This window comes from Nocardia sp. NPDC049707 (genome assembly GCF_040674855.1).
GTDB lineage: Bacteria > Actinomycetota > Actinomycetes > Mycobacteriales > Mycobacteriaceae > Nocardia.
In genome coordinates, this window is record NZ_JBFANN010000060.1 from 19,239 (window position 1) to 38,720 (window position 19,482).

Annotated in this window: 22 protein-coding genes and 1 pseudogene; 10 read left to right on the plus strand and 13 right to left on the minus strand. The window is 64.3% G+C overall.

What is annotated here, in order from left to right; translation table 11 throughout:
- Positions 1-8: 8 nt before the first annotated feature.
- Both AB0J29_RS33500 and AB0J29_RS33505 read right to left on the minus strand, forming a co-directional pair.
- Positions 9-614 carry a TetR family transcriptional regulator gene (locus tag AB0J29_RS33500; RefSeq protein ID WP_364794667.1) on the minus strand — a complete coding sequence of 202 codons (606 nt, stop codon included), beginning with the start codon at positions 612-614 and terminating at the stop codon, positions 9-11.
- On the minus strand, positions 604-2,148 hold the full coding sequence (locus tag AB0J29_RS33505) for an MFS transporter (protein ID WP_364794668.1): 1,545 nt from the start codon (positions 2,146-2,148) through the stop codon (positions 604-606). Before AB0J29_RS33505 ends, AB0J29_RS33500 begins: the two co-directional genes overlap by 11 nt.
- A 126-nt stretch (positions 2,149-2,274) precedes the next feature.
- On the opposite strand from AB0J29_RS33505, the gene AB0J29_RS33510 reads away from it, so the two are divergent.
- Positions 2,275-3,564 carry a serine hydrolase gene (locus tag AB0J29_RS33510; RefSeq protein ID WP_364794670.1) on the plus strand — a complete coding sequence of 430 codons (1,290 nt, stop codon included), beginning with the start codon at positions 2,275-2,277 and terminating at the stop codon, positions 3,562-3,564.
- Between the two features lie 175 nt (positions 3,565-3,739).
- Here AB0J29_RS33510 and AB0J29_RS33515 read toward each other — a convergent pair whose 3' ends face one another.
- Positions 3,740-4,489, minus strand: coding sequence for an SDR family oxidoreductase (locus AB0J29_RS33515; protein ID WP_364794671.1), 750 nt, complete (start codon positions 4,487-4,489; stop codon positions 3,740-3,742).
- Positions 4,490-4,575: 86 nt separating this feature from the next.
- On the opposite strand from AB0J29_RS33515, the gene AB0J29_RS33520 reads away from it, so the two are divergent.
- The 3 genes from AB0J29_RS33520 (at position 4,576) to AB0J29_RS33530 (ending at position 6,935) form a co-directional block, all read left to right on the plus strand.
- Complete coding sequence (locus AB0J29_RS33520; protein WP_364794672.1) at positions 4,576-5,163, plus strand: TetR/AcrR family transcriptional regulator; 588 nt, start codon at positions 4,576-4,578, stop codon at positions 5,161-5,163.
- 334 nt (positions 5,164-5,497) lie between these two features.
- A complete protein-coding gene (locus AB0J29_RS33525; protein ID WP_364794673.1) occupies positions 5,498-6,130 on the plus strand; it encodes a LysE family translocator in 633 nt (210 codons plus the stop codon).
- A 274-nt stretch (positions 6,131-6,404) separates the two neighbouring features.
- On the plus strand, positions 6,405-6,935 hold the full coding sequence (locus AB0J29_RS33530) for a pyridoxamine 5'-phosphate oxidase family protein (protein ID WP_364794675.1): 531 nt from the start codon (positions 6,405-6,407) through the stop codon (positions 6,933-6,935).
- Positions 6,936-7,094: 159 nt separating this feature from the next.
- Here AB0J29_RS33530 and AB0J29_RS33535 read toward each other — a convergent pair whose 3' ends face one another.
- The 4 genes from AB0J29_RS33535 to AB0J29_RS33550 form a co-directional block, all read right to left on the minus strand.
- Entirely contained in the window at positions 7,095-8,132 is a 1,038-nt protein-coding gene (locus AB0J29_RS33535; RefSeq protein WP_364794676.1) for an SEC-C domain-containing protein, read from the minus strand.
- Between the two features lie 64 nt (positions 8,133-8,196).
- The gene (locus AB0J29_RS33540) at positions 8,197-8,409 is read right to left on the minus strand and encodes a hypothetical protein (RefSeq protein WP_364794677.1); all 213 of its coding nucleotides are present in this window, start codon (positions 8,407-8,409) and stop codon (positions 8,197-8,199) included.
- Between the two features lie 56 nt (positions 8,410-8,465).
- Complete coding sequence (locus AB0J29_RS33545) at positions 8,466-9,059, minus strand: hypothetical protein (protein WP_364794678.1); 594 nt, start codon at positions 9,057-9,059, stop codon at positions 8,466-8,468.
- Between the two features lie 279 nt (positions 9,060-9,338).
- Positions 9,339-9,656 carry a hypothetical protein gene (locus tag AB0J29_RS33550; protein ID WP_364794680.1) on the minus strand — a complete coding sequence of 106 codons (318 nt, stop codon included), beginning with the start codon at positions 9,654-9,656 and terminating at the stop codon, positions 9,339-9,341.
- A 323-nt stretch (positions 9,657-9,979) separates the two neighbouring features.
- On the opposite strand from AB0J29_RS33550, the gene AB0J29_RS33555 reads away from it, so the two are divergent.
- Entirely contained in the window at positions 9,980-11,992 is a 2,013-nt protein-coding gene (locus tag AB0J29_RS33555; protein WP_364794682.1) for an AAA family ATPase, read from the plus strand.
- Positions 11,992-13,020: a DNA cytosine methyltransferase gene (locus AB0J29_RS33560; RefSeq protein ID WP_364794684.1), complete on the plus strand. Its 1,029-nt coding sequence runs from the start codon at positions 11,992-11,994 to the stop codon at positions 13,018-13,020. Before AB0J29_RS33555 ends, AB0J29_RS33560 begins: the two co-directional genes overlap by 1 nt.
- Positions 13,021-13,291: 271 nt before the next feature.
- On the opposite strand, the gene AB0J29_RS33565 is transcribed toward AB0J29_RS33560, so the two are convergent.
- From AB0J29_RS33565 to AB0J29_RS33580, 4 genes are read right to left on the minus strand one after another with little or no spacing between them, the layout of a single operon-like run.
- Positions 13,292-14,002 carry an ESX secretion-associated protein EspG gene (locus AB0J29_RS33565; protein WP_364794685.1) on the minus strand — a complete coding sequence of 237 codons (711 nt, stop codon included), beginning with the start codon at positions 14,000-14,002 and terminating at the stop codon, positions 13,292-13,294.
- Positions 13,999-15,354: a hypothetical protein gene (locus tag AB0J29_RS33570; RefSeq protein WP_364794687.1), complete on the minus strand. Its 1,356-nt coding sequence runs from the start codon at positions 15,352-15,354 to the stop codon at positions 13,999-14,001. Before AB0J29_RS33570 ends, AB0J29_RS33565 begins: the two co-directional genes overlap by 4 nt.
- Before the next feature lie 2 nt (positions 15,355-15,356).
- On the minus strand, positions 15,357-15,992 hold the full coding sequence (locus AB0J29_RS33575) for a DUF3558 domain-containing protein (protein WP_364794689.1): 636 nt from the start codon (positions 15,990-15,992) through the stop codon (positions 15,357-15,359).
- On the minus strand, positions 15,989-16,363 hold the full coding sequence (locus AB0J29_RS33580; protein ID WP_364794691.1) for a hypothetical protein: 375 nt from the start codon (positions 16,361-16,363) through the stop codon (positions 15,989-15,991). The genes AB0J29_RS33575 and AB0J29_RS33580 overlap by 4 nt, the downstream gene beginning before the upstream one ends.
- 357 nt (positions 16,364-16,720) lie before the next feature.
- On the opposite strand from AB0J29_RS33580, the gene AB0J29_RS33585 reads away from it, so the two are divergent.
- From AB0J29_RS33585 to AB0J29_RS33595, 3 genes are read left to right on the plus strand one after another with little or no spacing between them, the layout of a single operon-like run.
- The gene (locus tag AB0J29_RS33585; protein WP_364794693.1) at positions 16,721-17,599 is read left to right on the plus strand and encodes a helix-turn-helix transcriptional regulator; all 879 of its coding nucleotides are present in this window, start codon (positions 16,721-16,723) and stop codon (positions 17,597-17,599) included.
- Positions 17,596-17,799, plus strand: coding sequence for a DUF397 domain-containing protein (locus AB0J29_RS33590; RefSeq protein ID WP_364794694.1), 204 nt, complete (start codon positions 17,596-17,598; stop codon positions 17,797-17,799). Before AB0J29_RS33585 ends, AB0J29_RS33590 begins: the two co-directional genes overlap by 4 nt.
- A gap of 17 nt (positions 17,800-17,816) precedes the next feature.
- Entirely contained in the window at positions 17,817-18,017 is a 201-nt protein-coding gene (locus tag AB0J29_RS33595) for a DUF397 domain-containing protein (protein ID WP_364794696.1), read from the plus strand.
- A gap of 93 nt (positions 18,018-18,110) precedes the next feature.
- On the opposite strand, the gene AB0J29_RS33600 is transcribed toward AB0J29_RS33595, so the two are convergent.
- A complete protein-coding gene (locus tag AB0J29_RS33600; protein WP_364794698.1) occupies positions 18,111-18,542 on the minus strand; it encodes a helix-turn-helix domain-containing protein in 432 nt (143 codons plus the stop codon).
- Between the two features lie 42 nt (positions 18,543-18,584).
- Between AB0J29_RS33600 and AB0J29_RS33605 the strand changes: the two genes are divergently transcribed.
- Complete coding sequence (locus tag AB0J29_RS33605) at positions 18,585-18,941, plus strand: DUF4440 domain-containing protein (protein ID WP_364794699.1); 357 nt, start codon at positions 18,585-18,587, stop codon at positions 18,939-18,941.
- Between the two features lie 216 nt (positions 18,942-19,157).
- Here AB0J29_RS33605 and AB0J29_RS33610 read toward each other — a convergent pair.
- Positions 19,158-19,482, minus strand: a pseudogene (locus AB0J29_RS33610) (hypothetical protein); the annotation flags it as partial.

The window sequence follows — 19,482 nt, forward strand, 5'->3', positions numbered from 1 at the left end:
CGGCGACGCTACTGCTTGCCGAGCGGTAACCCTGCCTCCAGGAAATCCATTGCGCGATTGAGGTTCTCGGCATTCATCGGCGTGAGCGGCGCAATACCCAGTGCGATTCCCGCGATGGCACCGGCGGTTACGCGTATCTCGAAGTCGTCCGCATCCCGACCCATATGCTCGGCGAGCAGACCCGCCATCAGATCGATGCCACGTTGCATTTCCAATCCGATGGCCGCGCGCAGCTCGGGCACGTGATACACCAGCGCCTGGCGCTCCTGCTCGAATGCCAGCTCGGCGGCGGGCAGATTGGCGAACACCGCCGCTATCGCGTTGCGGAATGCGGTCAACGGCGGGATGTCGTGTGACTGGGCCCGTATCGCATCGATCATCAGTGGATCGAGATCGTCGGCGAGCACCAGCTGTTCCTTGGTCGGAAAGTAGCGGAAGAAGGTGCTGGGTGATACCTCGGCCGCCGCGGCGATCTGCTCGATGGTGGTCTCGACGTAGCCCTGCTCACGGAACAGCCGGAACGCTTCCTCACGAATCGTCCGGCGGGTCCGTTCCTTCTTCCGCTCGCGCAGGCTCTGCACGGCCGGCCCGTCCGCGGGCAGTTCAACCGACATGTGTCGATTCTGGCCCATCGACCGCCGCCAGTGCATTCGGCATCGTCTCCTGGCGTTGCGGTGCGGCCGTGGAGCGCCGCGGCAGCACCCGCATCGCGAGCGGCACCGCCACCGCGCAGATGGCCGCGCACACCCACAGCATCGCGCTCATCCCGCCGATGAACGCCGACTGTACCTGTTCCAGCACGCTCGCATTGCCGGTCGACTTCGCCACTGCCACACCGGCATTCACGCTGTCGCGAATCGGATCGACATTCAGCGCTCCGAGTTCGTCGCGGTACACGGTAGCCAGGACGGTGCCGAGCAGTGCCACCGCGATGGTGCCCGCCGCCTGACGCATCGCCTGCACCAATGCCGAGCCGACGCCCGCGCGGGCCACATCGAGATCATCCAGCGCGACCGCCATGGCGACCGGCAGCCCGAGGCCCATGCCCGCGCCGGTCAACCCGACCCACACGGCCACGAACCAGTACGAGGTCCCCAGTTCGGTCAGCCCACCCAAGCCCATGCCGACCGCCAGCACGGTCAGCGCGAGCGCCACCATCAGGGCCGGTCCCAGTTTCGGCTGCAACCGATCGCCCAGCCGCGATCCGATCAGCAGTCCGGCGATCATCGGCAGCAGCCGCACCCCGCTGCCGAGCGCGTCGACGCCGAGCACCGCCTGGTAGTACTGCGGCACGGTGAAGAACAGACCGAACAAGCCGAAGGTGATGATCACGGTGAATGCCGCGCCCCAGCGGAAGCCGGGGCTGCGGAACAGGCCGAGATCGATCAGCGGGAAGCTCGCACGCCGCTGCCACACGATGAACACCGCGGCGATCGCGAGGCCGCCGAGCAGCGCACCCCAGCCGAGTCCGTCGCCCCAGCCCTTATCGCCGAGCCGGATGAATCCGTAGGTGACGCCGAGCATGCCGAGGATCGATAGCGCGATGCCCGGCAGATCCATCGGCCGCTGGTCCGGGTTCCGCGATTCCGGTACCAGCGCGGCGACGGCCGCCGAACCGAGCACCACCATCGGAACATTGATCAGGAATACCGAACCCCACCAGAAGTTATCGATCAGCCAACCGCCGAGGATCGGACCGAGCGGCAGGCCGAGTGCGGTCGAGGTGATCCAGATGTTCATGGCCCTGGCCCGCTCTGTCGAATCCGGGAACAGCACCGGCAGCACCGCCATCGACAGCGGCATCATGACCGCGGCCGCGACGCCGAGGACCACGCGCGCGGCGATGAGTTGACCGGCGGTAGTGGCGAAGGTGCAGGCCAGTGAGGCCGCTCCGAACAGCACCAGCGCACCGAGCAGCAGCTTTTTGCGACCGTAGCGGTCGCCGAGCGCGCCCGCGGGCAGCATGACGGCCGCGAGCGCCAGGGTGTACGAGGTGCTGAACCACTGCAGCGCGCCGGTATTCGCGTTCAGGTCGACGGCGAGGGTGGGCAGCGCGACGGTCAACACGGTCATATCCAGGCCGACGGTCAGCATTGCCAAGGCCAGCGCCCCCAACGCCAACCAGCGGCGAGTCGAGTCTGTGTTCATAAGCCCTCCAGAAATGACAGCTACAACTTTTTGATAGTAACCCTCATTTAGTAGCTTCTGTCAATATTTGCTCCACTCGTGTCTCTGGACGGCCCCCTGTGCGCCCGATCAGTAGGCTCGCAGCCGATGAGCATCCGGGACCTTCGCCTCCTTGTCGCCCTCTGCCTCGGTTCTGCACTGGCCATTACCGCTGTGACCTGGGGCCCTGCCGCGACCATTTCGCAGGCGACGCCGTCGATCACGACGACAACGCCGTTCAGCACCCCGAATACCGACAGCTGCCCGCAGAAAACGAAGCCGCCCAATCCGATCGACCTATCCGAGGTCCCCGAGCCCGGACAACCGACGCCGACCCCGCTGGCCGTGCCGGTTCCGCCGGTCGGCGGCTCACGTCTGGGTGAATGCGGTGTCGTCATCCCGCGCGACGCACCGCCGGTGCCGCAGGACATTTCCGCGACGGCCTGGCAGGTAACGGATCTCGATACCGGCGAGGTGCTCGCCGCCAAGGACCCGCACGGGCGCTACCGGCCCGCCAGCACCATCAAGGTGCTGCTCGCGGCTGTCGCGCTGCGCAACCTCGACCTGAACAAGACCGTCACCGGAACACAGGAGGACGCGAATGCCGACGGCACCCGCGTCGGCATCGGTCCGGGCGGCCTTTACACCAACCGACAGCTCATGCAGGCGCTGATCATGGCATCGGGCAACGATGCCGCGCACGCCATCGCCGCCCAACTCGGCGGGGACGCCGGTGCCGTACAGAAGATGAACGAACTGGCGAAGTCGTTGTACGCCTTGGATACTCGCACCGCCAGCCCGTCCGGCCTGGACGGCCCCGGCATGAGCACCTCGGCCTACGACCTGACCGTATTGTTCCGAGAGGCGATGACCATACCCTTGTTCGCCGAACTCATCCAGACCGAAGAGGTCGACTTTCCCGGCTTCCCCAAGGATCCGAAAGACCCTGACGACAAAGACCATCCGGGCTTCCTCATCGCCAACGACAACCACCTGCTCTACAACTACGAGGGCGCGCTCGGCGGTAAGACCGGCTTCACCGACGATGCAAGGCAGACATTCGTCGCCGCCGCCCAACGCGACGGCCGCCGACTCGTCGTGACGTTGCTGAAAGCCGATGTGCGGCCGCTGCGGCCGTGGGAACAGGCCGCGCGTTTGCTCGACTACGGTTTCGCGCTGCCGACGGACTCCACCGTCGGCAAGCTCCCCGAAATCAAGGCCGGATCCACGAAAGCCACTGCGGGACTTGCCTCCCCACCACCGAAAGACACCGACCACGGCGCACAGCCCGCCGCTGAGCCCGACAACCACGCGGGCACCCGCCTGCTACTGCTGATAGGCGGCCTCATCCTGGTCGTGGCACTCCTGTTCGGAGCCCGCCGCATGAGCCGCCGCTAGGCGAGTAAGTCCGACGTCCCGGTGGCGCCCGCGCAGTGCCGCACGCCGGAGCCGGATCGGGCCACACAGGAATTCCGGCGAACGCCGCGGTCGGGCGGGCGCGCTTCACACGTCGACTGATCGCCGATGACCCACTCGACCCGGCTGCACCTCGACCGCCGCGCCATGAGCACGACTATGCGAGTGCACCGCCATCAATGGTGAGCACCGTGCCGGTGATGTACGAAGCGCCGGGGCCGGCCAGGAAGACCACGCCCGCGGCGAGTTCCTCCGGTCGGCCGAAGCGGCCCATGGGATTCCAGGAGCGCTGCTGGTCGGCGGTCGGGCCGTCCGACGGGTTCATATCGGTGGCGAAGGCTCCAGCCTGGACGACATTCGCGGTGATGCCGCGCGGTGCCAGATCGCGCGCCGCCCCCTTCGTATAGCCGATGACCGCGGCTTTGCTCGCGGCGTAGTCGGCGACTCCTGCGGTACTGGCGCGGGCAGCGAGGGTGGATCCGACTGTGATGATCCGGCCGCCGTCGCCGAGTACCCCGGCGGCCGCCCTGATCGCCGCGATCACCCCGTCCACGTTGATCTCGCGGACGCGGTCCAGGGTTGGTTGATCGACGCTTTCATCGCCGAGCGCACCGTAGGCGGCCACGCCCGCGTTGTTCACCAGGATGTCGAGTCCACCGAGGTCGGCGACAACTGAATCGACCAGCTGCGCCACCTGCACGGCATCCGATTGCTCGGCCCGATAGGCGACGGCGCGGCGGCCGCGGGCGTGGATCTCCCGCACCACCCCGGCGGCCTTGTCGGGGGCAGACACATAACTGACCGCTACGTCGGCACCGGCGTCCGCGAGCGCGCAGGCAATTGCGGCGCCCAGTCCGCGCGATCCGCCGGTAACGAGTGCGGTCTTGCCCGCCAGCGAGAGGTTCATAAATGCTCCTGATACTTCTGTACCAATCGGTATAGATGAGTAGCGGTACTCTATACCGATTGGTACAGAACTGGCAAAGGAGGGCCATGGCGACCGGACGACCTCGCGAATTCGACCTGGACGAACGGCTGGATCGCGCCATGCACGTGTTCTGGCGACAGGGCTACGAGGGCACGGCGCTCGCCGATCTGACCGAGGCGATGGGCATCAACAAGCCGAGCCTGTACGCGGCATACGGCAACAAGGAGTCACTGTTCCTCAAGGTCGTCGACCGCTACGAGGCCGGGCCGGCCGGCTATGTTCAGCGCGCGCTCGCCGCGCCGACGGCGCGCACAGCGGCGGAGGCACTCATGCGCGGGGCGATCGAGCTGACCACCTCAGGTCCCGGCGGCTGCCTGTTCGTCCAGGGTGCGCTGGCCACCGGCGCACAGAGCGCACAGGTACGCGAAGAGTTGGCGACGCGGCGGCGAGCAGCACAGGTGCAGTTGCGCGAACGCTTCGAAAAGGCTTGCGCTGAGGGCGATCTCGCCTCGGATGTGGACGTGGACGCACTGGCGCGATCGATCTGGGCGACCACCTACGGGCTGGCCGTGCAGGCGGCGAGCGGAGCCACTGCTGCCGAGCTGTCCTGTGCGGTGGATATGGCCCTGGCCGGTTGGCCGGAATCTCGCTGAACCCGTGCCGCCAAGTGGACCGGTACCACGGCGACAAGCCCGACAACCACACAGGCACCCGCGCTACTACTGATAGGCGGCTCATCCTGGTCCTGGCACTCCCGTTCGATGCCCGCCGCAGGAGCCGCCACCAGGGTCTGTGTCGAAGTGAGTCGAGGGCGGCACCGCTGTGCGGTGCCACCCTCAACTTGTTTTATGAAAGTTGTTGCCTGCATTGGCAGATGGGCGAGGTCTCCGGGAGATGGTTCGTCGACCAAAACGAACCCGGTCGTGAATCCAGCGGTTGTGATCTTGTATATGAGGGTAGGACCTGGGGTCTTCGTAGGATAGGCGCGTGCTCGTTTCGCTGCTGTCCTTCGGCTTCGCCGCGGTCCTGCTCATCTTGCTGCCGGGGCCGGACACGCTGGTTGTCGTCCGCGGTCTCGTGCGCGGCGGGCGTAACGGCGGAGTGCAGACGTCGGCCGGCGTTCTGTGTGGACTTATGGTTTGGGTCGCCGCGGCGTCGCTCGGGCTGTCCGCGCTGCTGCGGGCGAGCGAGATCGGGTACAACGCACTGAAGATCGCCGGCGGCTGCTACCTCATCTGGATCGGCGTGCAGTCGCTGCGCTCGCTGCTGCGTACCGCCTCCGACATCGCGGCCGAGGGCGACGGGTCAGCGGCACCGACGCTCGGCCGCTCGGGGGGCTTCATGGCCGGCTTCCTCACCGACATACTCAACCCGAAGATCGGCGTCTTGTTCGTCAGCTTCCTGCCAGGGTTCGTGCCGGACGGCTACTCGGTTGGATGGACGACGCTGGGGTTCGGGGCCGTCTATATCGCATTGACTGCTCTGTACTGCGCTGGTCTGGTCGTCGCGTCGGGGACGGTCGCGACTTGGATGCAAACGCCGCGCGTCCGCCGACGCCTCGACGCGGTCGCCGGGGTCGTGCTCGTCGGGTTCGGTGTCCGCCTCGCCACCGAGGCCTGACCTCCAGCGGCCCGCCTGATGGGTTGTGGGCCGGCAGATGGTTGTGCCCCCGCCACCTCGCGGCTCGCGCTGACCACGGGCTGTCATTTCCAGATACGTCACCTTCTCCTTCACACGCGAAGATTACGTCGATGCGGCCCGGTGACACCCGCGAGACAAATAAAGAAACATGACACAAGATGTCAGGTTTTGGGCCGAGGATGGTTTCGCCGGTCAACGATGCGTGGGCATGGACCGGCCACCACGGCTGGATACGAATAGATAAGGCACCTCAATGCGCGAAACTCCAGAAGATCTCAAAGAGCTTCAGGCACTCCTCGACGCCTCCCTCTCCCGCTCCACCTCGCATCTTCGCTCGATCATCAACACTGAGAGCACACTGACCGCGGAGCAGCTCAGCCAGGTCCTCACCGGCATGTGCACCCTCGCCCTGTCCACCGTGACAGCGAAGGGCGAACCGCGGATCAGCGGCGTGGACGGGCACTTCCTGCACGGAAAGTGGCACTTCGGCACGGCGCGCGGCGCCGCCAAGGCGCGCCACCTCGCGACGCGGCCCGCCGTCAGCGCCGCGCACATGCGCGGTGAGGACCTGGGCGTGTTCACGCACGGCACGGTGGAGATCCTCAACCCCAAGGACGGCGAGCCAGCCGCGGACTGGCCGGACCTGCTCGCATACTTCAAGGACTTCTACGGCGACGACTTCTTCGACTGGGACAACGACGTGGTCTACTACCGGCTGCATCCGCACTGGATGACCGTCTACACCTCCGACATCGCAAAGCTCACTGCGGCGTCCCAGTCCTGATCCGCGGGACGGGCCGCGTCGGGATCGGCGACGCAGCGCCGCAAGCCACCCGCGCCGAAGTAGTAGGTGGCTCCCCGTGCCCATCGAGAGGCCAGCGATCATGGAGGGTGGGGATCTTCGACTTCGGGCTCGTTCTCCGATGCAGAGTTGCGAACCGGCTCAGTCGTTGAGCGGCCGGCCGCAGCATTTCTTGTATTTGCGACCCGAACCGCACCAGCAAGGCTCATTGCGGCCGGGTGGCCAGACGACGACGTTGCCGGTCTCGGCGAGTTCAGCGGCGTATTCGGCCCGCGTGTGCGCCAGGTCCGGGTCCTCGCCAATGAACTCGGCATAGTCGATGAGGCCCGCGACGGTCGCCACGGCGATGCGCGCCGCCGACGGTAGATCTCGCAGCGCGCGCTCCACCAGCCTCTGGTGCTCTTCGTGGGTCTCGTACTGCTCGCGCAGCGTCGGCCAGCGCTTCAGGGCGACGGCGAATTCGCTTTCCGGCCAATACAACACCGATGTCACCGATGGGTGCGCTGCCCCGGAACGCCCGCCGATGACCTGATCGAGCCACTGCTGTCTGCCCTCTTCCGCTGCGCGATCGATCGAATCCTCCGGCAAGCCCAGGGCGTCACGAATGCGACTGCGGGTCATCGCAAGTTCTTGCAGGTCGAGATCCGATTCGGAGTCCGCGTTATCGGCGAGCGTGACCTGCCGGGCCAGACCGGCGTCGAGCCAGCGCAGCGCCTCGTCGAATTCGCCACGCTCCTCGAACATTTCGGCTGCGGTCAAGTAGGCGACGTAATCGTCGGTTCCCTCCGCGAGCACGGTTTCGAGCAGAGCCAGCCCCGTCTGTTCCGCGTTGTCGGTGAGGTCGGTGCCGTGATCGAGCAGGAAGGTCGCGTACCAAACACGAGCATCGCCGACAACCGGCCCGCCGTCGGCGACCGCCGCTCGATACAACCGCAGCGCTCGCTCCAGATTGTCGGCCATGCCCCAGTGACCGGCCGCTTCGGTCAGATACTGCGCCCGCTCAGCCGGGTTGTCGGCCGCTTGTTGTTCGAGCTGACGAGCGATTTCCTCCGGAGAGTCGCCGAAATCGTCGAAGCGATCGGCCAATTCGTCCCGCAGCCGATCCCGTTCGGCGAGCAGCCGCGCACGTTCAGCAAGCAGGGCCGCGTGCTCCTCCCGCTCAGCATCCGATCGTCCCACCACCATGACTCCTCTCGTACTCGCGACCAGAGACTCATGTCTCAGTCTCATCGGTCCAGAACTGTCACCGGCTGCCTCCGAGCAGCCAATCACGAAGTTGCTCATCGGTGCTGAGACCGATCAGCTGGGCCAAGCCCCAGTTCTCGCGGTGGTTGGGCGCGTCTCGTAGTCGGTTCTGCCAATCGTTGGCATACTCGCGCAGCGCGACGAGCATTTCGTCTACTGCCTCGTCGAAGGAGGCTCCATCGGCGGCGATCGGCAGCCCCGGCAGAAACACCGACCAACCGTCGTTCTCCGCGCTGACTTCAGCGGTGATGCACGTGGGGATTCGGCTCAATTCGCAGGAGCCACGCGGAGTTTGGGATCGGTTCCAGGTGATTGGAGCGGGGCGAGCAGGGTGTCCGGGTGTACGACTTTCGTGCCCGTCCATCGGAAATCCAATTCGTCATCTGTGGGAAACAACCAGGTTGCAGCCCGCAAGGGACTGCCATCACGAAGAAACAGATAATAGGCTGTCTTCGGCCGGTCGTCGTCGTAAGGTCCTGGTAATTTCTCCCAGCACATTCCCGGGGTATTCGCGAGTTCGTTCAATTTTTCTGCTTTCATGCCTGGCGTGATGACCACCATGGTGTCCCACTCGTCGTGGAAACCGGCTGCTCGGGTGATTTCCACCATCTTGACCGGAACGTCACCCGAAGCCGCATGCCTCGCAGCAGTTAGAAGTGTGAAACCGCCACTGGGCAGTGATCCGCCCGACTGCACGTCGAACGAAGCACGGCATTCGGTTCCCTCTGCTTCCCGATTGCCGGCGGACTGGTCCAACCCACATCCGGCAGCGAGCAGCACCGGTACCAAGCCGGCGACAACAGCCAGGGCTCCGAATCTCATCAGATGATCACTTGCTCCCGGGTAGCGGAATTCCGACACCGGCCGACGATACTTTCACGCCGAAGCCACACTATTCCTGGAATGGCTTGCATCACAAGGGCTCACGCACGCCACCTGCGGCCGAGCCGACATCGACTCTTGCCACCGCGATCATCACCGCGGTTGCCACAGCCCCCATCTCCCTTTCCGCCGAAACCCCACCCACCGAAAAACTTTCCGCCGCCTGCAGCCTCGGGGCCGCGGTAGGTCCCGCCACCCCTTGCGCCGCAGGTGATGTGCCTCGTCCACAGCGGCGCTCCGGTCGATAACGTCAGCCGATCAGGGAGGTGGCAAGTCGAGGCTGCTCTGTGGCTGGCCGGTGGTCTGAGTGTCCGGCTTTTCCGACAGTTCTTCGACGATTTCCTTGCGGACGTAGTCGCCCGCATCCTTTTTCACCTGATCGGTGATGCCATCCTGCTCACCCCACGTAAGTTCCGAGACGGTGGTGCCGACCTTCTTGCCGACCAGATAGTTGGAATCCGTCTCACCCAGTGAGCTGTTCGTGAGGTTGACCCCATTGTCGTTCAGCAGTTTGGTCACTGGGGCGGCGACCGCACCGGAGATCGCTCCGGAGATGCCCTGCGACGCGATACTCAATCTGTCGTAGCCATCCCGGATGCCGAATTTGATTTCGAGCGACTGGAACCCGACCTCAGTCCCGGCTTTGATGGCCCGTCCCGAGGACTACGCCCTCGGGCATCCGACTTTCTGGCAGTCGAAACGCGGGGAGCGACCATCGGTGCTCGAACGGTGATCAGCAGACCGTCAGAGCCAGGCGCTGTGACGTGGCGTGATACTGAGGCGCAGGTTGCCGACCCCGACCACAAGCCCGAGCACGTTCGCCGCTATTTCAAGCCCTCCCATCAACCAGATGATCGGCGCATGGATGTGGTTGCGAACCAACATGATCGACGGCAGGGGTGATCGCGTTTGACGGCAGGACCGTGCGTGGCGCCCGCGACGGCCCCGGCGCCTGTTATGGACGGCCGGAAAGTCATTCACCCGAACGCCTTTTCGGCACATACTCGCTCCTGGAGCGGTGCCCGGGTGTAGGTTCATCGACACGACCGTCGTCGCGGCGGCAACCGACGATCGCCAGTCCGGGGGGAAACATGGACACATCCGTTCACGACACGTTGAGCAAAATGTGGGAGAAGGGCGCCTTCGAGCCGGCAATCAGCCACATCAGGTTCCCTCTATTCAGGAACCTGTCGACGAACCTCCGCATCAACTTCAGCCATCCCGTCACCGCGCTCATCGGCCCGAACGGCGCGAACAAGTCTGCGATCCTCCGGGCGCTGCAAGGCTGCCCCCGCGGCAACGACCCCGGTAACTACTGGTTCGGCACTGCGGTGGACGTGATCCCGCAGACCGAACGGCACCGGTTCATCTATGGGCGGCTGTCACCGACCACCGGCGGGATCGTGGAGGTGATCAAGACACGCATCGGTCGGCTCCGCGATTCGAAGGACGGCCCCGTTGCCGACCCCGACCTCTTCGAGCCGAGCCGCCCGTTGACCCGCGAACCAGACAGCATGGATCGATTCCCTCTCGATCTGCCGAAGAAACCCGGAGATGCGTCGAGAACGCGGTGGGCCACCATATCAAAGGATGTTCTCTATCTTGATTTCCGCTCCCAGCTCTCGGCATTCGATTGGGCGATGAACCACTCGGAGGTGACCTTCGAAATTGGGACCCAGCACGAAGAACTCAATCTGGTGCGGGCACGCAAGAAGCGAATAAGAAGCCGAGCTGCGCGCCTGTACAAAGCGATCTCCGATGGACTCGAGCGCGACACGTGGTATTCCTCGAACGAACGGATCGTGCAGCCGATCCACGAATTGACCGAGGACGAGCGGTTCTGGGTCGAACGAATACTCGGCCGAAAATACGCTCGTATCCGATTGTTGCGCCACCGGTACTTCGGTACGAAGGTCAGCGGATGGACGGTAATTCTCGAAACACCGGAACTTCTATATTCGGAAGCGTTTGCAGGCAGCGGCGAGTTTGCCGCCGTTCTACTCGTCTACCAGGTGAGCCGAGCGAAACCCCAGTCACTCATTCTGCTCGACGAGCCAGAGGTATCGCTACACCCCAGAGCGCAGCGGGCACTGAGTAATTTCTTGGCCGATTCTGCCAAGCACCACAAACACCAGATCGTGTTCAGCACGCACTCGCCGGAAATGATCCGCGAGCTCCCGGCGGCCGCGGTCAAGGTACTTACCGTGCGCGCCGACGACGGGCGCGTCGACCTGCCGGTGCAAGACTCGCCGCCGCAGTTCGCGTTCGATGTGATCGGCGCCGAGTACGAGCATCCGACGATCGTGGTCGAGGACCTGCTCGCCAAGGATCTGGTCGAGTACGCACTGGCCGAACACCCCTCCAAGACCACTGTCCAGGTCAAGTACCTCCCGGGTGGCGCAGACACTCTGTGGGGCTTCTACGCGCCGATGTGGGCGCACGAGAAGCGAACCGACATCCTCCTGCTGCTCGATGGCGACCAGGCCATCGAGTCACCGCGCCCCGTTGGCCAGATACCGCCGGGCGAGCTCGAATCGGAGCTGGCCAAGACATTCCCCTGCAAACCGAACCTGCCCTACAGCAGGACCGATACTGCAAGTGCGCAGCACCGGCTCGAGTCAGTCAAGCAGGTCCTGGAGTGGCGGCGCAGGTTCGTGCGGTTCCTACCCTGCTGGACACCAGAAGTGTTCCTCTGGGACTACCGCGGGCAGGACCCGGCTGCCGACGTGACTGCCTCGGCCGATGCCAACGGCAAGAACGCCTGGCGTGACTACACCGAGATACAGACCGGCGCCTCGAATGCCGAGCAGATCCACACTTTTCAGCTTCAAGCCCTGCGGCATGTGCCGAGCGACTGTGCGATACTTACCGACATCCGTGACACCGTCTATGAGTTCATCAGGAGTTTGTAATGGATCCGAGGGAGCTGTCGGTCATCGACTTCTTCTCCGGATGCGGCGGCACGAGTCAGGGATTCAAGGACGCCGGGATGAACATCGTCGCCGGAATCGACTTCGATCCGGATTCTGCCGAGACCTTCCGGAACAACTTCCCCGGTGCCGAATTCATTGAAGCCGACATCCGGAAGGTGCGGGTCGAGCAGGTCCGGGAATTGATGCCGGATTCGCCGACGCTGTTCGCCGGTTGCGCCCCCTGTCAGCCGTTTTCGCGCCAGAACAAGACAACGACCGCCCAGGACCCCCGGCGGAATCTTCTTTATGAATTCAGCCGGTTCGTCAGGGCGCTGCGACCGGAACTCGTGGTGATCGAGAACGTCCCTGGACTGCAGAACCCCAAAAAAGGCGGGCCACTCGAAGACTTCCTCGCCGCACTCGCAGAGGACGAGTACGTGTCGAAGGTGAGCATCCTGCGCGCGTTGGAATTCGGGGTGCCGCAGGAGCGGAAGCGTCTCGTCATCGTCGCATCGCGGATAGGGTCGCCCGAGCTGCCCGAGGCCACGCATGTCGCGAACGGCGTGCCGGCCACGACGGTGCGGCAATTCATCTACGATGGGCTGCCCGCGATCGGCGACGGAGAGGTACACGCCGTCGACCCGGACCACGCGGCCATGCGCCTGTCCGAGATCAACAAAACACGCATCCGCGCCACGCCTGAAGGCGGCGACCGCCGCAATTGGAGCAAAGACCTGGTACTGCCCTGCCACACCGAACACGGCGGCCACACCGACACCTACGGCCGGATGTGGTGGGACCGTCCAGCTTCCGGCCTGACGACACGGTGCATTTCGTACTCGAACGGCCGGTTCGGGCATCCCGAACAGCATCGTGCGATCAGCCTCCGTGAGGCGGCATGCCTGCAGACCTTTCCCCGCGACTTCCGGTTCTCGGGCACGCTCACGTCCAAGGCTCGGCAGGTGGGGAATGCGGTGCCGCCGCTGATGGCTCGACGCATCGGTGAACGACTCGCGGCGGGTGTCTGATCCAGTCCGACAGTCCCGAGCGCTGGGTGTGACCGCAATGTCGGCAACCGCTAGTCCTTCGAGTCGACGAGACCCTTTCGGACGGCCGCGGCGACGCGCTGGAAGGCTTGGTCAGAAGCATGTTTCGCGGATGCCGTCGAGGTCGATGCCATGGCGGGCGTAGATCTTGATCGTGTTCTCGCCGGTGAGGTCGGTTTCCGTGTAGCCGAGTAGTTCGGCAGTGCGAATCACTTCGTCTTTGGTGGCGGCTTCGATCCCGAGGTATGGCTGGTCAGGGGATGGGTTGTGCCATGCGGGTGAGTTCGCGGCGGATCGTGGACTGGCCGCAGGGGGCGATGCGGAATTCGTTGTGCTGGAGGTGGTAGTGGTAGCGACCGTCGCCTTCGATGTCGAACCAGCTCAGGTATTCAGGTGCGACAGGATGTGAATCACGCAGGCCACGAAGGGTTTCCACGGTTCCGGAACCGGAACGCGGGGCGCGCAGCAGCCGGTAGATGCGGTCGGACGCTGTCTCGTTGATGCCGGTCCAGGACTCGAGATTGTCGACCAGGAACTGAACATCCTCGGCTACGGCTGGCTGGCGTCCGGGCGGCACGTCGCCGAGCACGGCCGTGAACACGGCTGGCACGATCGCGGCGGTGCCGACCTCGAGCACGACATTGCCGCCGAAATCGGGAGTGGGGCCCGGTCGTTGCACCAGGGTGACACCGATGTCGGCGTCGATCGCGCCGAACGCGCGGATCGGACGGCGCCGAGTTCCGGTGAGCGTCAATGCGGTTCGCGGCTCGGCCGCGACGCGCAAGGCGGCCGAGAGGTCTGGATTGCCGTGCAACGGCATGCGGCGATCCAATTCACTGGCGAGCCGGTCGAATTCGTCCTCCCAGCGCACCGATGCGATCAGACGCAGGGGAAAGGGGTAGCGATCCGACCGCGTCTCGCGCCAGATGTGCATGAACTCATCAGGGGTGAACTCGAACTTCACCCGCGCCGGTCCTGCGTGCTTGGTCGGGCCGGTTGCGCCGAGGGTGCGTCGGATCCGATCGCTGGAGGAACTGCGGGATCGTCTGGTCCGACCAGTTCTTCGTACTGGCCGATCAGGTAGTCGGGGATCTTGCGGCTCGAATCGTCCTCCCCCGATTTGCGCGCCGCGCCGGGCGACGACATGCCCGACATACCATTGCGGCCGGTGCTGGCCGCGCTGTTCGTGGCGGTGGAAACTGTTGCCGCGCTGGCATTTCCGGTGATCGGCACGCTGGTGATGCTGCGTCCCGGACTCGGTGCGCCGCTACTACCGGGTCCGGATGTGACGCCCGGTCCAGAGGTGCCGAGGCTGCCCGGCTGTCCCGGGGACGTTTGGGTGCTGGTTGTCGCGGCGGGCGAGGTGGCGGTGGTGCTCGCGGCCGTCGTTGGGGACTGCATCTGTTGTCCGGTAGTGGAATTCGAGTCGAGGCCCGTGGGGTTCACCGCGCCCTGATCGGACCCCGATGTCCCCGATCCGTTCGACTCGCCGTTGCTACCGCTGGTGTTCCCGGTGCCCGATTCGGTGGTGCCGCCATTGCCGCCCCCGTTACCGCCGCCCGGCCCGGCAACGCCCTCATTGCCCCCGCCCGGCGACCTGACCGGCACGAATGTCGGAACTCCGGACCCGGCGGGACCGTAGGACGGTTTGTAGTTGTTGTTCATGGTGTCGATCGCCGTGCGATACAGCGCCTCGATACCGCGCTGATAGGCGACCCCCTGACTGTCACCGGCCCCGGCCAGTCCCGCGCCGACCGCGGAAATAATGACCTGCGCGGGGTCCAGCGAAGTCGCCGAACCCGTGTTCCCCTGCGCCCCGGATGGCGGCGGCACCGAAATTTTCACCACTTCGGCGGCCGACGCCACGCCTTTGATCCGATGCCCGCAGGCATTGATCACCTGCTCGACATCACTGGCCTGCCGATAGAACGTCTGCGCCGCAGTGAGAGCCGCATCGGCCATGGCCCCCTCGATACCCGAGGCCAATGCCTTCTGAATCGCGAGATTCGCGCCGAACAGCCCTCCGCTCAGCGCGGTGGCGATGCTGATCCAGGTATCGGCCTGCTGGTGCATGATGCCCGGACTCATCTGCTGGGCATTGGCGTAGATCTCCTCGTGGGTGATGCCCTCGAACTGCTCCATCCGAGTGATGTACGCCGAATCCTGGCCGCCAGCAGCGAGTTTCGACTCGTACTGCTCCACGCCTTGCTGTTGACCGCGCGAAAGCTTGCTCTGCTGGGTGGTGTCGGGCTTGCGGCTCGAATCGAATGCACCGAGCGCCGAGGGGACATCGTTGATGTTGAGCGGGCCGGTCATCGTCAGTTGTCCTTGCCGATCTCCGGCTCGATGGTGGAGGCGATGTCGGTGATGCCGTCGCAGGGGTTGAGGTTTTGTGGGGCGCGGCTTGTCAGATCGACCGCTATCTGCACAAAACCCACCTTGGTTCGGACATCGACTTGGCAGCTCCGCTTCATGGATGCGGCCGGGTCATGGACCAACAGGGCTTGGCGACCATTTATGGTGATCGGCTCGCTATACGAGCCAACCTTCGCAAGGTCTGACTCCCAAGTCGCGTTGCCTGAGTTCAACATAAGGTTTCGCGTATCGGAGCGGAAGTCGCACGTGAGGAAGCTGTACTCGGCCACGAGATCGTCACCACGTGCACGAGACGCGGGATCGAAGCCAGCTCGTCGAGCTGTGTCGTCGCTGATCCATGTGCATGGGTCGAAGACGACCTTTGGGCGGCCCGTGCTGGCGGTGTACTTGTTGTCCTGCGACGGCGGCTGAAGCTTTGGGTTGGTCAGAGTCGGCCTAGCCGATTGAGTGGAGGACGACGTAGTTTGACCTGAACTGGCCGGGTGCTGCGCGGTTTCGCTTCCGGATGAACAGCTCGTCGCGACCGGCGCAACCACTATCGCCAGCAGGGCCAGCAAGGTATTTCGGATTCCCGTCACGACGACCCCGTTTCCGAGGTGACGGTGGCGATCGACTGCGCAAACATGGCGTCGGCTTCCTCCACCAACTGACCGGCTCGCAGGTAAGCCGCCGCCATCTTCAGTGCTGCCTCTTTCATCCCGTTGAGAGCCTCCGTCATCTGAACAGCCTTGCCAGAGAATCCATCCTGGAGTTGCTTAGCGGACTCGAACCCGCCGAAGCCTTCGAGCCGCTGCAAACGCATCGATCGAATGATCTCTGGATCGAGTGTGGTTTCGATAAACCTGGTGTAAACCTCGGCGCACCGACGTGCGGCGTCGGCCTCCATCCGAAATGTTCCCCCAGTGGCCTGCTGATACAGCGCATTCGCGGCCGATTGTCCCACTTCCATCGGCTTATCCCCCTCGCTATGCGTCCGCTCACTGTACTGGACGCGTGAAACGGTGAATCGGTTCCATTGGGACGCAAAGACAGTCTGATTGGTTCCGATCCTGCGAGTTCAGACCACTCCTACCGCACTCGGCGCGGACACTCACATCGAGCAGCGTGCGGTGCCGAGCTCGTGGCGGGTCGAGTGGACCCGCTGGACAGGAATACGCCGATGCTGATCTGGTTCGAGAAAGCGCTTCTGGATGCAATTCTTCCTGGGGTTATGCGCCGATTGCATGATCATTCGCGATGTGGCCTCCGCATGAGATGGCGGTGTGCTCTGCTGTTGCGAACAGTGAAATCTGATGGGAGGCGGGGCATGTCGGAGGACGGATCGACGCTGGCACGGCGACAGCTGGGAAAGTATCTGCGGGACGGCAGGGAGGGGTGTGGATTCACGCTGGCGCAGGCGGCGGCGTTGATCGAACGTAGTGGTAGCACGTTGCAGCGCATCGAGAAGGGCACCGTAGCGCAGCTGCGTGAGGTGGACCTTGCGGCGCTGTGCACGATCTATGGCTTCGACCCCGACCACACTGCGGCGATGAAAATGCTTGCGACACAAGGTAATGAGGAGAGCTGGTGGCGCGAGTACGGCGATCTGATGTCAGGGAACTTCGACTTCTTCGTGGGGTTGGAGGCATCGGCGCAGCGGTTGACCACCTACGAGTCCGAACTGGTGCCGGGATTGCTACAGACACCGGCGTACGCCAGTGTGCTCATCCGATCCGTTTATCCGGACGACGATGCCGAGGCGCACGTGCGTCGAGTGCAGTTGCGGATGCGGCGGCAGCTGAGAATCACCCGCAAGCATCAACCCGCGGCGCTCGAAGTGGTCCTGCGGGAGTCCGTCCTGCGTGGGATGGTCGGCGGGCCGAAGGTCATGGCGACCCAACTGAAGTACCTTTGCGATGTAGGCACTCGGCCCAATATCAACCTTCGGATTCTCCCGTTCAGCGCTGGATTTCCACTCGGCGACGCTGTCGGCCCGTTCGTCATCCTGGAGTTCGGCACAGACAGACAAGGCCGGTTGCTCGAGCCGCCGGTGGTCTTCACTGAGAATTTCGCGGGGGATTTGTATCTTGCGAAACCGGCCACCGTCCGGCGGTACCATGAGGCGTACGAGAGCCTGCGGCGCAGTGCGATGGACGCGGACGCCAGCCGGGTTCTGCTCAGACGGATGGCGAAGGAGTACGCGTGAACATCGATCTGGCCGGTGCCGACTGGTTCAAGAGCAGCCGGAGCGGCGGCAGCTCGAACTGCGTCGAAGTCGCGTTCCTTCCCAACAACCGTGTCGGCGTTCGTGATTCGAAGAACCCATCCGGCCCCGCGCTCGTGTTCACCCCAGCTGAATGGTCAGCCTTCACAGCCGCGACAACCTGTGGCGAGTTCGACCGCTGACCTCAAAGGGCTACCTAATGGCAAATCTCTCGGACGCGAAGTGGTTCAAGAGCAGCCGCAGCGGCGCGGCCGAAAACTGCGTCGAAGTCGCCTTTCTACCGAATAACCATGTCAGCGTATGCGATTCGAAGAACCCATCCGGCCCCGCACTGGTGTTCACCGTCGCCGAATGGTCAGCCTTCACCACCGCGACAACCCGTGGCGAGTTCGACCGCTGACAGTCCCGACCTGGCTTTACTCTGCCATCTACCACTAGACGACTAGGTCCTAACGCTGGGCAGCGCGTGTAGCGCGGTGCCCAACGTTGTTGTTTATCGGAGACGCAGTAGTCGCTCTCCCGTCCGATAGAGTTCGATCAGCAAGGGCCGCAAGGCTTCCCCGGCAGGCGTAAGAAAGTACCGGGTGCGCGCCGGGAATCCGGACAGCCGTTGTTGCCCGACCAGCCCGCCGTCGCGCAGGCTGTGCAGGCGGTCGGTGAGTACCTTCGGGCTGATCTCCGGTAAGCGCTCGGCCAGCTCACTGAACGAGCTCGGGCCGTGCATGAGTTCCCGCAGCACCAGGGTTGTCCAGCGGCCGGAGACGGCCGACAGCGCAACCTCGACCGGGCAGGCGGTGTCCGGGCGCTGGGTCCGGCCGGATTCGGTCGGCACCAATTCGGTATCCCACCTGTGGGTTTCCGTTTGGTGAGCTACGTTCGCGCACGCTTGGCTGGTGGCATGAGTTTCGAAACCGACACTGTCCATCCGTCCACTGTCACTCTCACTGGCGACGCCCGGCAACACCCGATGGTTTTCGCGGCGGCATTCAACTCTGGGTCGCTAGCGGCGGTCGCCGAGGTCTATGAGGAGCGGGCCGTGTTCGTGCCGCAACCCGGCGCACCCACGACCGGAGCCGAACTGGCGTCCGCAACAGCGGAATTTCTGGCGCTTGGCCTGCCGATCACCCTCCAACCGCGCCATACCTACGTCGTCGACGACATCGCGCTGCTGATCGTCGACTGGGTCATCGACGGCACCGGGCCCGACGGCGAGCACGTTCATATCGAAGGCACCGCCACCGACGTCGCGCGGCGGGGTGCCGACGGCCTGTGGCGCTACATCATCGACAACCCGTTCGGCGTGATGGCCCGGCCAGACGAATGAGTCCGACGTCTCGGCGATGCCCGGATCATCGAATATCATTGTGTGACAAACGATCTGGACGCCCTCCTGATCGCATGTACGTGAAGATCCATGACGAGTTGCCCAGTTCCCCTGGACGGGTCGGCCGCCGGTGCTGACCGATCCGGAGCTGGTGTGCTTGGCGGTGGCCCAGTCCATTGCGCGGTTCAGCGTAGTGTTCGGAAGCGTTGGGCCGGTTCATTGACCGTTGTTGTAAAGCCAAGCGGAGATCATGCCAGTGACCCGGTCTGGTGCTGGGTCGGCCTTGATCATCGAGCTGAAACGCTGCGCTTGCGCGGTGGTCGGTAGGAATCCGACCAGAAGGGCAGGCAAGAGCAGGCGCCGGGCCAATAGCTCCTGGGCGGACGTCATCTGCGGTCGGCGGACGACCGAGACGTTGACGCGAACGGCGTGCTCGTTTCCCGGTGCGGAATTTTTCAAGCTGAATGAGACCGGTGGGTGTGTTATGCGGCTGTCGTATCGGTCTCCTGGGCGGGCTGGTTGATCCAGGCGGTGTCGGGGA